The organism is Arthrobacter sp. 001422645 (assembly GCF_059816125.1).
This window is the reverse complement of sequence record NZ_JCBANT010000001.1, coordinates 202,328-215,994: the sequence shown is the minus strand read 5'-3', so window position 1 is coordinate 215,994 and position 13,667 is coordinate 202,328. Positions and strand designations below refer to the sequence as shown.

General features: G+C 65.4%; 11 protein-coding genes. 8 read left to right on the top strand and 3 right to left on the bottom strand.

Annotated elements, in window-relative coordinates:
* Nucleotides 1-23: 23 nt before the first annotated feature.
* The gene (locus AC6EUH_RS00960; protein WP_056425569.1) at nucleotides 24-653 is read right to left on the bottom strand and encodes a PH domain-containing protein; all 630 of its coding nucleotides are present in this window, start codon (nucleotides 651-653) and stop codon (nucleotides 24-26) included.
* 79 nt (nucleotides 654-732) lie between these two features.
* On the opposite strand from AC6EUH_RS00960, the gene AC6EUH_RS00955 reads away from it, so the two are divergent.
* From AC6EUH_RS00955 to AC6EUH_RS00935, 5 genes are all read left to right on the top strand, one after another.
* Nucleotides 733-2,562: an ABC transporter ATP-binding protein gene (locus AC6EUH_RS00955; RefSeq protein WP_499737550.1), complete on the top strand. Its 1,830-nt coding sequence runs from the start codon at nucleotides 733-735 to the stop codon at nucleotides 2,560-2,562.
* A gap of 252 nt (nucleotides 2,563-2,814) precedes the next feature.
* Nucleotides 2,815-4,500, top strand: coding sequence for a peptide ABC transporter substrate-binding protein (locus AC6EUH_RS00950; RefSeq protein ID WP_056425575.1), 1,686 nt, complete (start codon nucleotides 2,815-2,817; stop codon nucleotides 4,498-4,500).
* 141 nt (nucleotides 4,501-4,641) lie between these two features.
* Entirely contained in the window at nucleotides 4,642-5,571 is a 930-nt protein-coding gene (locus AC6EUH_RS00945) for an ABC transporter permease (protein ID WP_056425578.1), read from the top strand.
* The gene (locus AC6EUH_RS00940) at nucleotides 5,561-6,511 is read left to right on the top strand and encodes an ABC transporter permease (protein ID WP_056425579.1); all 951 of its coding nucleotides are present in this window, start codon (nucleotides 5,561-5,563) and stop codon (nucleotides 6,509-6,511) included. The genes AC6EUH_RS00945 and AC6EUH_RS00940 overlap by 11 nt, the downstream gene beginning before the upstream one ends.
* Nucleotides 6,512-6,522: 11 nt before the next feature.
* Complete coding sequence (locus tag AC6EUH_RS00935) at nucleotides 6,523-8,241, top strand: dipeptide ABC transporter ATP-binding protein (protein WP_499737549.1); 1,719 nt, start codon at nucleotides 6,523-6,525, stop codon at nucleotides 8,239-8,241.
* A gap of 112 nt (nucleotides 8,242-8,353) precedes the next feature.
* Here AC6EUH_RS00935 and AC6EUH_RS00930 read toward each other — a convergent pair whose 3' ends face one another.
* Entirely contained in the window at nucleotides 8,354-9,028 is a 675-nt protein-coding gene (locus AC6EUH_RS00930) for an SGNH/GDSL hydrolase family protein (protein WP_235500081.1), read from the bottom strand.
* A gap of 430 nt (nucleotides 9,029-9,458) precedes the next feature.
* Between AC6EUH_RS00930 and typA the strand changes: the two genes are divergently transcribed.
* From typA to AC6EUH_RS00915, 3 genes are all read left to right on the top strand, one after another.
* Nucleotides 9,459-11,387: a translational GTPase TypA gene (gene typA, locus AC6EUH_RS00925; RefSeq protein ID WP_056425584.1), complete on the top strand. Its 1,929-nt coding sequence runs from the start codon at nucleotides 9,459-9,461 to the stop codon at nucleotides 11,385-11,387.
* A gap of 34 nt (nucleotides 11,388-11,421) precedes the next feature.
* Nucleotides 11,422-11,799, top strand: a complete 378-nt coding sequence (locus tag AC6EUH_RS00920; RefSeq protein WP_235500082.1) for a hypothetical protein — start codon at nucleotides 11,422-11,424, stop codon at nucleotides 11,797-11,799.
* A 338-nt stretch (nucleotides 11,800-12,137) separates the two neighbouring features.
* Complete coding sequence (locus AC6EUH_RS00915) at nucleotides 12,138-12,947, top strand: type IV toxin-antitoxin system AbiEi family antitoxin domain-containing protein (RefSeq protein WP_056425591.1); 810 nt, start codon at nucleotides 12,138-12,140, stop codon at nucleotides 12,945-12,947.
* Nucleotides 12,948-13,315: 368 nt separating this feature from the next.
* On the opposite strand, the gene AC6EUH_RS00910 is transcribed toward AC6EUH_RS00915, so the two are convergent.
* The gene (locus tag AC6EUH_RS00910; RefSeq protein ID WP_235500084.1) at nucleotides 13,316-13,582 is read right to left on the bottom strand and encodes a putative acetyltransferase; all 267 of its coding nucleotides are present in this window, start codon (nucleotides 13,580-13,582) and stop codon (nucleotides 13,316-13,318) included.
* Nucleotides 13,583-13,667: the final 85 nt, after the last annotated feature.

Sequence of the window (13,667 nt, the reverse complement as noted above, 5' to 3'; positions counted from 1 at the left end):
CCCGCAGTGCCTGCACGGCCGAGCTACCGGGCGGCGACCGTCCAGTAGCTGGCCGCCAGCAACAGTACGACGGCGGCAGCCGCCGCCCAGCGGTACGTCACCTTCACCGCGGTGGCGGCGGCGTCACCGGCGGCAAGCGCGCCGCTTTCCACCAGGTCCTGCCAGCGGGTCCGTACGATCCGGGCTGCCTGACCGGAATCGGTGGTCTTGAGGTCCCCGGGGCGCACGGACTGGCCGGGACCGTAGCTAGTTGCGGGCAGGCCCCTGAGGTCCTCCGGCTGGGCGTTGCGCCCGCCCCAGATTCCGGGCGCGGGCGCTGCCCAGGCCGCGTAGCTCTTGTGCGCCGTGACCAGGGTGAGGGCAAAGCGGGTGTCGACATGCACCAGCGCTTCCCAGGGCACCACCACGGAGCGGAACGGGTTCTCCAGCGTGACCCCGTGGTCGTGGACCACGACGGCGGGCATCCAGAACAGCTGCCAGCCAAGGAACGCGATCAGCAGCAGCGGCGCCGTTCCGGCCAGGGCCGCCGGCCCGGCAGTGATCACCGTGACCACGATGCCCAGCGCCGCAACCGACCAGGACAGCCAGGCGAACCAGGTGTTCGTTCGGGCCTTGAAGATTTCAACGGTACCGGCATGCGGCGTAGAGCTCATGCCCCTAATAATTCAGTATTCCGAGCCGCAGCACTAATCCCCGGTGAACCGGCGGCCCGGGTGGAAGGAAAGCCCCATCATGACTGACTTCATCACCCTCGATCCGGTTGTCGCCCCTGCTCCGGGGAAGAACGAACCCGTGCTGGAGGTCCGCGGGTTGAGCGTCGACTTCGGCGTGGACAAGAAATGGGTTCCGGCCGCAATCGGTCTGAACTACGAGGTGCGTGCCGGTGAAGTGCTGGCGATCGTGGGCGAGTCCGGATCCGGCAAGAGTGCCAGCTCGATGGCCCTGCTGGGTCTGCTGCCCATTAACAGCCGGGTGACCGGAAGCGTCAAGCTCGCCGGGCAGGAGCTGCTGGGGACGAACGAAGCGAACATCCGGGCGGTCCGCGGCAAGGAAGTGGCCGTGATCTTCCAGGAGCCGATGACGGCCCTGAACCCGGTCTACACCGTGGGCGCGCAGATCGTGGAGACCGTTCGGCTGCACAGCGAAGTGTCTCCCGACGAAGCCCGGCACCGCGCCTTGCGTATGCTCGAGCTCGTGGAGCTGCCCGACCCGGAGAAGGCCTTCCGCTCCTATCCCCACCAGCTCTCCGGCGGCCAGCGGCAGCGCGCCATGATCGCCCAGTCCCTGTCCTGCGATCCGAAGCTGCTCATCGCGGACGAGCCCACCACGGCACTCGATGTGACCGTCCAGGCGGAAATCCTGGACCTCATGCGGAACCTGCGCAACAAACTGGACAGCGCCATCGTCCTGATCACGCACGACATGGGCGTCGTGGCTGACCTTGCGGACCGGATCGCGGTGATGCGCCGCGGCGTAATCGTCGAAACCGGCACGGCCGCCGAAATCTTTCACAACCCCCAGCACGAATACACCAAGGCCCTGCTGGCAGCCGTTCCGCACCTGGGCCAGGGAGGCTCGGACGCCGCCGTGGAAGTGGACGTTACCGCAGCCCTCGCGGCCGCCACGCACGCCGAGCTCACCTCCATTCCGGAGGAGCAGCTCCTTCGGCGCGAACGCGAGAACGCCGCTGCCCTCGCCGCCGCGGAAGCTGCGAAGCCGCAGGGCCAGCCGGTGCTGGAGCTGACCGATGTGGCCATCGAATACCCCAAGCAGGGCCGGGTCCCCGCGTTCCGAGCCGTGGAGGGAGCCAACCTGGTGATCTATCCGGGGCAGGTTGTCGGACTGGTGGGGGAGTCCGGCTCAGGCAAGACTACGATCGGCCGGGCCGCCGTCGGCCTGCTGCCGGTGGCGGCCGGCACCATGAAGGTGGTCGGCCAGGACATTTCGGCCGCGAAGAAGAACGGCCGGCAGCTGCACGAGATGCGCCGCCACGTCGGCATGGTCTTCCAGGACCCGTCGTCGTCGCTGAACCCGCGGCTTCCGATCGGCGAGAGCATCGGCGAGCCGATGTTCCTGGCGGGGGTGGCGAAAGGTGTCGAGCTGCAGAAGCGGATCGAGGCGCTCCTGGATCAGGTGGAGCTCCCGCGCAACTATCGCAACCGCTACCCGCACGAGCTCTCCGGCGGGCAGAAGCAGCGTGTGGGCATCGCACGGGCCCTCTCGCTCAAGCCGAAACTGATGGTCGCGGACGAGCCCACCTCGGCCTTGGACGTGTCCGTGCAGGCCAAGGTGCTCGATCTGTTCCAGAACCTCCAGAAGGAGCTCGGCTTCGCCTGCCTCTTCGTCACCCACGACCTCGCCGTCGTCGATGTGCTGGCGGACAGGATCTGCGTGATGCAGCGCGGCCGCATCGTCGAGCAGGGCACCCGCGACCAGATCCTGCGCAACCCGCAGGAACCCTACACGCAGCGTCTCCTGGCCGCCGTGCCGCTCCCGGATCCCGAAAAACAGCGGGAACGTCGCGAGTTGCGGGCGCAGCTGATGGCGGCAGATCCGAGTTAACTGCCCCTAACCGGGATCGCCGGGCGGCGAATACTACCAGCCAGTAGCGTGTGACTTGAAATACATTGCGCTTGACGCTATCGGTCACGCTTTTGTCGGGTCACGGTTTGGCAACAGAGTTCCAACATCTGGACATTCTGGGGTTAGGCTACTCGTATATGTAGGCCACGTCACAGGGGATACCTCTGTGCCTGCCTACGGGGAAACATAAGTTTTTCCCTCACGAACTCCCCCAAACTCATAGGAGGCGGAATGCGTTTTTCGCGCACTTCCAAAGCACTGGGCATGGTGGCCATCGCCGCTCTCGCCCTGACCGGATGCGGCGCCGGAGGCGGCACCTCAAACGGTGCTGACCAGGCTGCCGGCGACCCCAACAAGGTCATCACCGCTTACAGCAACGAACCGCAGAACCCCCTGATGCCCGCCAACACCGGCGAAGTCTACGGCGGCCGCGTCGTCGAGCTCCTCTTCGAGGGCCTCACCAGCTACGACGCCAGCGGCAAGTCGGTTAACGCCCTGGCCGAGTCCATAGAATCCGCGGACGGCCAGAACTACACCATCAAGGTCAAGACGGGCACCAAGTTCACCAACGGCGAGGAAGTCACCGCCAAGAGCTTCGTTGATGCCTGGAACTTTGCCGCGTTGAGCACCAATGCGCAGGGCAACAGCAGCTTCTTCGAGTCCATCGAGGGCTACGACGCCGTCAGCGCCACCAAGACGCAGAAGGGTACGGACGGCAAAGAGGTCGACGTCCCCGCGCCTACCGCCCAGACCCTCTCCGGGCTGGTCCTGAAGGACGACTCCACCATTGAGGTCAAGCTGGCCCAGCCGGAAGCCGACTGGCCGCTGCGCCTGGGCTACTCGGCGTTCATGCCACTGCCCGCCGAGGCCATCAAGGATCCGAAGAAGTACGGCGAGAACCCGGTCGGCAACGGCCCGTACAAGATGGAGAAGGAAGGCGCCTGGCAGCACGACAGCCAGATCGCCCTCGTCAAGAACCCGGACTACAAGGGCGCCCGCGAAGCCAAGAACGGCGGCGTGACCTTCAAGTTCTACACCGATCCGGCCCCGGCCTACACGGACATCCAGGCCAACAACCTGGACGTCACGGACGTACTGCCCACGAATGCCCTGAAGACCTACACCATGGACTTCCCGGAGAACAACCTGAACAAGCCGTACGCCGGCAACGCCACCCTGAACATCCCGGGCTACCTGCCCGAGTTCAAGGGCGAAGCAGGCCAGCTGCGCCGCCAGGCACTCTCCATGGCGATCAACCGCGACGAGATCACCAAGGTCATCTTCTCCGGCACTCGCATCCCGGCCAAGGACTTCACCTCCCCGGCCATTGACGGCTACAACGAAAACGTGGCCGGTTCCGAGGTCCTGAAGTTCGATGCCGCCAAGGCGAAGGAACTCTGGACCAAGGCTGACGCCATCACCCCGTGGCCCGCAGACAAGACCCTGCAGCTCGCGTACAACACTGACGGCGGCAACAAGGAATGGATCGACGCCGTTGCCAACAACTTCAAGAACAACCTGGGAATCAAGGCCGAAGGCCAGCCGTTCGCCAAGTTCGCTGAAATCCTGGAGCTGCGCAGCGCGAAGGAACTGCCGGGTCTGACCCGCGCCGGCTGGCAGGCCGACTACCCGTCGCTGTACAACTTCCTGGGCCCGCTCCTGAAGACCGGTGCCAGCGCCAACTACGAGGGCTACTCGAACCCCGAGTTCGACAAGCTCCTCAACGAGGGCCTGGGCGCCAAGTCCACGGACGACGCCAACAAGAAGTTCACCCAGGCACAGGAGATCCTGTTCAAGGACCTCCCCAACCTGCCGCTGTGGTACAACGCACGCCAGGCCGTCTGGAGCCAGAATGTCACGAACGTTGACTCCGGCTGGAACGGTGTTCTTCAGTACTGGGCCATCACGGCCAAGTAATTTCCTGGGTTCCTGGAACTCATTCACACATCACTAAAGCTTGGGGGTCCGGCCTTTGCCGGACCCCCATATGCTTGAAACCGGCAGGAAGCTGTCCCCCATGATTCCCCTTTGTTCCACCCATTCACCGGAGGAGCTGCTGTGATCCAGTTCATCCTCCGGCGCCTGCTGCAGGTCATTCCGGTATTCCTCGGAACCACCCTGCTCGTCTACTTCATGGTCTTCGCCCTTCCGGGCGACCCCATCCGCGCGCTCTTCGGGGACCGCCCGCCGAGCGAGGCCGTCATCGCCCAGCTGCGCCAGCAGTACAACCTGGACGAGCCGTTCTGGGTCCAGTACGGACTGTTCCTGAAGAACCTCTTCACCTTCAACCTCGGCGTCGACTTCACCGGCCAGCCGATCGCCGACACCCTGGCCCGCGTCTTCCCGGTCACGGCCATGCTCGCGATCGAAGCGCTCGTCATCCAGGGCGTGTTCGGCATCGCCTTCGGCCTCGTCGCCGGCCTGCGCAAGGGCGGCATCTTCGACAGCTCGGTCCTCGTGCTGTCGCTCGTTGTGATCGCCGTCCCCACCTTCGTGCTCGGCTTCGCGCTGCAGCTGCTGATCGGCGTGCAGCTGGGGTGGGCCAAACCCACGGTCGGCTCCAACGTCACGTGGGGGAGCCTGATCCTTCCCGCGGTGGTGCTCGGCATGGTGTCCTTCGCCTATGTGCTGCGCCTGACGCGTGCCTCCGTTATCGAGAACATGAACGCCGACTACGTCCGCACCGCCACCGCCAAGGGCCTCGCCCGCCGCCAGGTGGTGACGACGCACGTCCTGCGCAACTCCCTGATCCCCGTGATCACTTACCTCGGCGCCAGCCTGGGTGCCCTGATGGGCGGCGCGATCGTGACCGAAGCCATCTTCAATGTCCCCGGCGTTGGCCAGAAGCTCTACCAGGCCATTCTCCGAAGTGAAGGCCCCACCGTCGTCGCCATCGTGAGCGTCCTGGTGCTGGTCTTCGTACTCGCCAACCTGTTGGTCGACCTGCTGTACGCCTGGCTTGACCCGAGGATCCGCTATGAAAACTAACCGCAAAGCCGAACACTTCGTTGCCCCGGTCGAGGAAACCCCGCTGCTGGCAACGGACGCTGTCAAAACCGACGACGCCCCGCTGAGCCTCTGGGCGGACGCGTGGCGCAAGCTCCGCCGTCGTCCGCTCTTTATCATTTCCGCGGTCATGATTGCGCTGATCGTCATCGTTGCGGTCTTCCCGGGCCTCTTCACCCAGGTTGATCCGGACAACGGCTGTGTGCTGGCGAACTCCAACGGCGCCCCCACCGAAGGGCACCCCCTCGGTTTCACCTTCCAGGGCTGCGACATCTATTCGCGCATCATCCACGGCACCCAGGCCTCGCTGATGGTCGGCGTGTTCTCCGTGATCTCCGTGTTGATCATCGGCGTCACGCTCGGCGCCCTGGCCGGCTTCTTCGGCGGCTGGATCGATACGGTGATCGCCCGCCTCGGCGACATCTTCTTCGCCCTGCCGATCGTCCTCGGCGCGCTCGTCCTCACCCAGCTTCCGCTCATGCGCGAAAACCGCGGAGTGGGAACAGTGGTCCTGGTCCTGGTGGTGCTCGGCTGGCCGCAGATGGCCCGCATCACCCGTGGCGCCGTCATCGAGGTGCGCAACGCCGACTTCGTCACCGCGGCCCGATCGCTGGGTGTCTCCCGGGTGGGATCCCTGGTCAGCCATGTGCTCCCCAACGCGCTGGCCCCGATCATCGTGCTCGCCACCATGGAACTCGGCGTCTTCATCGTCGCCGAGGCCACGCTCTCGTTCCTCGGAATCGGCATGCCCGGTTCCGTGATGTCCTGGGGCAATGACATTTCCGCCGCGCAGGCATCCATCCGCACCAACCCGGCTGTCCTGCTCTACCCGGCAGCAGCCTTGTCCATCACCGTGTTGAGCTTCATCATGCTGGGCGATGCCCTCCGTGATGCTCTCGATCCGAAGAGCCGTCAGCGATGAAGGAGGCAATCATGACAACTTCCGACGTCACGATCCACGAAGCCGGAACGCCGGCCGACCGGCCACTGCTGGAAATCCGCGATCTCGCGATCTCCTTCACGACCGGCAGCGGCGAGGTCCAGGCCGTGCGCAACGCACACCTGACCATCATGCCGGGCGAGACGGTGGCCATTGTGGGCGAGTCCGGCTCCGGCAAGTCCACGACCGCGCTGGCAGCAATTGGCCTGTTGCCCGGCAACGGCCGGGTTGCCGGCGGGCAGATCCTGCTCGATGGCGAAGACATCTCGCACGCTTCCGAGAAGCGCATGATCGAATTGCGCGGCAACATTATCGGCATGGTTCCGCAGGACCCCATGTCCAATTTGAACCCGGTCTGGAAGATCGGCGACCAGGTCAAGGAGACGCTGAAGGCCAACGGCCGCCCCAGCGGCCCGGACGACGTCGCCAAGGTCCTGGCCCAAGCCGGCCTGCCGGACGCCGCCCGGCGCGCGAAGCAGTACCCGCACGAGTTCTCCGGCGGCATGCGCCAGCGCGCGCTGATCGCCATCGGCCTGTCCTGCCAGCCGCGCCTGCTCATCGCCGATGAGCCGACGTCGGCCCTGGACGTGACCGTGCAGCGCCAGATCCTGGATCACCTCGAAAAGATGACCTCGGAACTGGGCACGTCCGTGCTGCTCATCACCCATGACCTCGGCCTGGCCGCCGAGCGTGCCGACAAGGTTGTGGTCATGTACCGCGGCAACGTCGTCGAGGCCGGTCCGTCCCTGGAACTGCTGCAGAACCCGCAGCACCCCTACACCCAGCGGCTGGTGGCTTCGGCGCCGTCGCTGGCGTCACGGCGGATCCAGGTGGCCAAGGAACTCGGCGTCACAACGAACGATCTGCTGGTTCCCGGTGACGGCGGTGCGGCCAAACCGGCCATGACCGAAGACGTGCTGCAGATCCAGAATCTGAGCAAGGTCTTCAAACTGCGTGCGGGATTCGGCAAGTCGACCGACTTCACCGCCGTCGACGACGTTTCTTTCAACGTCAAGCGCGGAACGACGACGGCGATCGTGGGCGAGTCGGGTTCCGGCAAGTCCACCGTGGCGCAGATGGTCCTGAACCTCCTGGAGCCGACCTCCGGCAAGATCATCTTCGACGGCGTCGACACTTCCGTGCTGAAGCCCAAGGAGATCTTCGCTTTCCGCAGGCGGGTGCAGCCGATCTTCCAGGACCCCTACGGATCCCTCGACCCGATGTACAACATCTACCGCACCATCGAGGAACCGCTGCGGGTCCACAAGATCGGGGACAAGGCCAGCCGGGAGAAGAAGGTCCGCGAACTGCTGGACCAGGTGTCGCTGCCGCAGTCCACCATGCAGCGGTACCCGAATGAGCTCTCGGGCGGGCAGCGCCAGCGCGTCGCGATCGCACGTGCCCTGGCACTGGATCCCGAGGTGATCATCTGTGACGAGGCCGTGTCCGCCCTGGACGTCCTGGTGCAGGCGCAGGTGCTGAACCTGCTCGCCGAACTGCAGTCCAGGTTGGGCCTGACCTACCTGTTCATCACCCATGACCTCGCGGTGGTGCGGCAGATCGCCGACCACGTGTGTGTCATGGAAAAGGGCAAGCTGGTGGAAACCGGTTCCACGGATGAGGTCTTCGAAGCTCCGCAGCGGGACTACACCAAGGCGCTGCTCAACGCGATCCCGGGTGCACGCCTGATGCTGCCGCCGGAAGTTGCCTGAGCCTAGGCGCCCGGCTGCTCCCAAGACCAAGCCGCGTCAATAAGCGAGCCGGCGCCCACCTGAGGTGGGCGCCGGCTCGCTTGTTTTCTGCTGCTGTCTGTTGGGCCAGGTTCTACACGAGACCGAGTGCCTCAAGACGCTTGCTCAGCAGGATGGCCGCGGCCTCGTGTCCCTCAGCGTTCAGGTGGCGGTCGTCGGCCAGGTACCGGGAGAGCCCGTAGCGGGTCAACCAGTCACCCACGCTGACGAAGGAAAGTCCGTACTCCTTGGCAACCGCTCCCAGCAGGGAATCAACCTGCGTCCGGCGTCCGCCGCCGGCTTGCGAGCCCCTCGCGAGCGTGCCCACTAGCACTACTTCGGCAGCGGGGTAGCGGTCTTCAACGGCCTCGATCAGGCGCTCGGCGTGCTCCTCGATATCGAAATCCGATGCTCCCTTCGAAGCATCGTTTCCACCGCCTTCGATGACGACCAGCGGAGGCGCCCCGTAAGGCAGGTGCCAGTCACCGTTCTCCAAGGCATCGATGTAGTTGCCGCGCGTGAGGCTGCCGGCCACAAATCCGGTGCCACCTCCGCCGCAGAACACGACGTCGTAGCCGAGGCTTCCAAGGGCAAGCCTGGGCCAACTCTCCGAGGGCTCGGACTGGGAATCGCCAATCAGTACCGCGGTGTTCTCAATGTCTCTGACGATGATTTCGTTCCTGCCGTTCGCAGGATTCAGGAAAAGCGAGCCCGCGGGCAGGTTGTCTGGTGCTGCGGCCGCTTTCCTGCCTGCGGAGCCTGCAGCCACCGGTTGTCCGGGGCCAGCCGCTGCGGCTACGGGAAGTCCCTTCACGCGCTCCGAGACCTTGGCTGGTGCCTCTGATTCCAGAGCAGGGGTGCAACCGCCGAGGAACAGGCCGGCAGCGAGTATGGGTGGGAGGATCCGGGCCATCGTCGGGGCACTGCGCAAGTCGGCCCCCCAAGTTCGTAGTTACTCCAAGCAATCATGGGGCATAGGGATCTGAAAATCCAGTGACTTTACTCACATGTTATGCGCCGATCTGCCGCCCTTGCCGCCCTGCCGCTCCGCCGGGCGCGACGGATTTTAGGCCAACAAAAGCCCTAGCGTTTAGAATGGATGAAGGTGCCCTGTGCCAAAGGGGCGTATCCGTCGTGCGTTCCGGTTGGAAATGTCGCGATACCACAGCTGACTTCACCACTGAATCGAGCAATAACGCATGTCTGAAACCACCACCAACACCGCGGTAGCCACTGCATCGCGCAGTGACCTGCGCAACGTCGCGATCGTGGCCCACGTTGACCACGGCAAGACCACCTTGGTCGACGCCATGCTCAAGCAGACCAATTCCTTTGCCGAGCACAACCACCTCGAAGACCGGGTCATGGACTCCGGCGACCTCGAGCGTGAAAAGGGCATCACAATCCTGGCCAAGAACACCACCGTGGCCTACAACGGACCGTCCTCCAAGGGCGAGACCATCACCATCAACGTCATCGACACCCCCGGCCACGCCGACTTCGGTGGCGAGGTGGAGCGCGGACTTTCCATGGTCGACGGCGTTGTCCTCCTCGTTGACGCCTCTGAGGGCCCGCTGCCCCAGACCCGCTTCGTCCTCCGCAAGGCCCTCGCGGCCCACCTGCCGGTGATCCTCCTGGTCAACAAGACCGACCGCCCCGACGCGCGGATCGAAGAGGTTGTCCACGAATCCATGGACCTGCTCCTGGGCCTGGCCTCCGATCTCGCCGACGAAGTTCCGGACCTCGACCTGGACAAGATCCTCAACGTCCCCGTCGTCTACGCCGCCGCCAAGGTCGGCCGCGCCTCCCTCGAGCAGCCCGCAGACGGCTCCGCCCCGGAGAATGAGGACCTGGAGCCGCTCTTCCAGGCCATCATCGAGCACATCCCGGCCCCCACCTACAACCCGAACGGCGTCCTCCAGGCGCACGTCACCAACCTGGACGCCTCCCCGTTCCTCGGCCGCCTGGCGCTGCTGCGTATCTACAACGGCACCCTCCGCAAGGGCCAGACCGTTGCGTGGGCCCGCGCCAACGGTGAACTGAAGAACGTCAAGATCACCGAACTGCTGGCCACCAAGGCGCTGGACCGCGTCCCGACCGATTCCGCCGGCCCCGGCGAGATCGTCGCCGTCGCCGGTATCGAGGAAATCACCATTGGTGAGACCCTGACCGACGCCGAAAACCCGCAGCCGCTGCCGCTGATCACCGTTGACGATCCGGCCATCTCCATGACCATCGGTATCAACACCTCGCCGCTCGCCGGCAAGGTCAAGGGCGCCAAGGTCACGGCCCGCCAGGTCAAGGACCGTCTGGACAAGGAACTGATCGGTAACGTCTCCATCAAGGTGCTCCCCACCGAGCGCCCCGACGCCTGGGAAGTCCAGGGCCGTGGCGAGCTCGCCCTGGCCATCCTGGTCGAGCAGATGCGGCGCGAAGGCTTCGAACTGACCGTCGGCAAGCCCCAGGTTGTTACCCGGACCGTTGACGGCAAGATCCACGAGCCCATGGAACACATGACCATCGACGTGCCGGAAGAGTACCTCGGCGCCGTCACGCAGCTCATGGCCGCCCGCAAGGGCCGCATGACCAACATGGCCAACCACGGCACCGGCTGGTGCCGCATGGAGTTCATCGTTCCGGCCCGTGGCCTGATCGGTTTCCGCACCAAGTTCCTCACGGACACCCGCGGTGCCGGCATCGCAGCCTCGATCTCCGAGGGCTACGAGCCGTGGGCCGGCCCGATCGAATACCGCACCAACGGTTCGATGATCGCCGACCGCGCCGGTGTTGTGACGCCGTTCGCCATGATCAACCTGCAGGAACGCGGCTCCTTCTTCGTGAAGCCGACCTCCGAGGTGTACGAGGGCATGATCGTCGGCGAGAACTCCCGCGCCGATGACATGGACGTGAACATCACCAAGGAAAAGAAGCTCACCAACATGCGTGCCGCTTCCTCCGACACCTTCGAGAACCTGACGCCGCCGCGCGACCTGACCCTCGAAGAGTCGCTCGAATTCGCCCGCGAGGACGAGTGCGTCGAGGTCACGCCGGACTCCATCCGTATCCGCAAGGTCATCCTGGACACCAATGAGCGTGCCAAGGCCAACCGCGCCCGCGCGAAGGTCTAGTCTCGGCGTTCCGCGCTGAAGCAACGGATCCTTTGTGAAGAGAAGAGCTGCCGGTACGGCAGGCGGTATTGCCGCCGCCGTGCCGGCAGCTCTTTTTGCTGCCCTCGCAGGCACGATGCTGCACGGGCAGGACATCCTGGTTGCCGGCGTCGAGGTGCCGTGGGGCGCCGCCGCCGCGCTGGTGCTGCTGGGCGCCGTCGAGCTGTGGCTCGGTGCCGCGTTCCGGTCCGTGCTCCCGACGGCGGCGTGCGGCGCCCTCTGTTACGCCCTGGCGGGCTGGTGGTCCACCCTCGGGGAGGGCAAGCGCCTGATTATCGGTGACCTGGCCGGGAACCTCTGGATCTACGGCATCGCGGTGGTCACGCTGGTGATGCTGGCCTGGTGCGGGCGCTACCGGCCGGCCCGCGCCTAGCTGCCCGGACCGCCAACCCCGCCCGCGGGACATGCCCATTCTTCGCCCTCCGCCCGGCGGGACATGCCCAGTTCTTGAGGCCACGGGTGGACATATCGGCCCTATGTCCATCCGCTTCGGCCTCCGCTGGACATGCCCAGCCGTCTCGCCACCGCCGCCCCGGGACATGCCCAGTTTCCGCGTCACGCCGGGGGCCAGGTCCATTGGTGGGCGTGTACCGGTGCTCGCCAGAGCTCGGAACATGTTCCACCGCGGCAGAGCACGCCGGGCATGCGTTTTTGCACATAGCGAGGCCCCGGCCCTGTTCCGGTCGTTGGCCCCGGCGTCACGATGTCCGCATGGTCAATATCAACTCAGTGCTTTCAACCTACGACGGCGTCGCCCGCGCCAAACACCTTGCTGCCGCCGGCGTCTCAGACTTCCAACTCAAATCCGCGCTGGCTCGCGGTGCAGTCTCCCGCGTGGCACGCGGCGTTTACGCAGTGCCCGACGCCGACCCCGGGCTCATCGCGATCCGCTCGCTGCCGGCGGAACCTGCCTGCGCCACAGCGGCGCAGTTCCAAGGTCTCTGGGTGCTCGAGCCGCCCCCGCAACCTCATATTGCGGTTACCCACAGCCGGCGCTATCCGGGATTCGTTTGCCATCGTTCCGCGGCGCCGCCGACCCTTCTGGACACCGTGGTGCAAAGCCTGCGATGCCTTCCCGACCTCGATGGCCTCGTCATTGCCGAATCCGCAGTGGTGCTGAAAGGCATGCCGCTCGCGGCTCTGCGTCAGAGGCTGGCAGGTCGCAATGATGCGAGGGAGCGCCGGATGGTGGACAGCATAGTCACGCAATCGCAGTCCATTATTGAGTGCATAGCCCGGTACTGGCTGCGGAGGGCTGGGTTCCATGTGGAATCCCAGGTCAACATCCCCGGGATGGGCCATCTTGATCTCATGGTCGACGGCCGGCTGGGCATTGAGACCGACGGGGCGAGCTTCCATATGGACCGGACAAGCTTCGAGGAGGACCGGCGTCGGTGGAACGTCACAACCCGGCTCGGCATCCCGACGCTGGTGGTCAGCTACGCGCTACTCCTGAACCGGCCCGAAGAGTTCATCGCCATGGTCCGCGACGCACTGAACAGCCTTCCCGCCGCTGCCTAGCATTGGACATGCCCTCCGGAATTGAAGGTTTGTCGAGGGCGATGTCCAGTCTTCCCCGCCCCTGCTGGACATGCCCACCCGTCCGCCGTCGCGAACACTGGACATGCCCACCCGTCCGCCGTCGCGAACACTGGACATGCCCACCCGTCCGCCGTCGCGAACACTGGGCATGTCCCGCGCTTTGCGCAGCAAATGGACATGAAGCCAATATGTCCATTGGTCAAGGTAGGGGAGGGCATGCCCCATTGAGGGGGCGGGACGGGCTGCTCAGGGGAGGGCATGTCCATAGTTCGCCGTTGCGACCACTGGGCATGTCCCGTGGTTGCGGCGGCGGATGGACTTGTAGCCGATATGACCATTGGTCACGCTCAGGGGAGGGCATGTCCGCCGCCGGGCTGCGCCCGCGGAGCCCGGCGCGGCGGGGGCGGCGGCACAGCCTTGGCGGCCACCACCAGCGCCAGGGGAATGACCACCTCGGACGTCCTGGTCCGCACGGTGCACGCACTGTCGGTGCGGGCCGCCAGCTCGCCGAGTGCGTCGGTCAGCCCGCCCTCGATTCGGTACCGGACCACCACCCGGGTCCCGAGGTCGGCGGCAGCCAGGAACGCTTGGGGCGGCGGCATCGAGGAACTCACCCGTTCATACTAGGCGGGCCGGATTCAATAGTGCGGACCCGTGTGACGCCCGGCTAGGTTCGCGGGAACCGGCTGGGAGATAATA

What these genes read in the sequence shown, in the direction of transcription:
- AC6EUH_RS00940 (WP_056425579.1), top strand. Translation starts at nt 5,561, where the DNA reads ATGAAAACTAACCGCAAAGCCGAACACTTCGTTGCCCCGGTCGAGGAA.
- AC6EUH_RS00955 (WP_499737550.1), top strand. Translation starts at nt 733, where the DNA reads ATGACTGACTTCATCACCCTCGATCCGGTTGTCGCCCCTGCTCCGGGG.
- AC6EUH_RS00950 (WP_056425575.1), top strand. Translation starts at nt 2,815, where the DNA reads ATGCGTTTTTCGCGCACTTCCAAAGCACTGGGCATGGTGGCCATCGCC.
- AC6EUH_RS00960 (WP_056425569.1), bottom strand. Translation starts at nt 653, where the DNA reads ATGAGCTCTACGCCGCATGCCGGTACCGTTGAAATCTTCAAGGCCCGA.
- AC6EUH_RS00935 (WP_499737549.1), top strand. Translation starts at nt 6,523, where the DNA reads ATGACAACTTCCGACGTCACGATCCACGAAGCCGGAACGCCGGCCGAC.
- AC6EUH_RS00915 (WP_056425591.1), top strand. Translation starts at nt 12,138, where the DNA reads ATGGTCAATATCAACTCAGTGCTTTCAACCTACGACGGCGTCGCCCGC.
- typA (WP_056425584.1), top strand. Translation starts at nt 9,459, where the DNA reads ATGTCTGAAACCACCACCAACACCGCGGTAGCCACTGCATCGCGCAGT.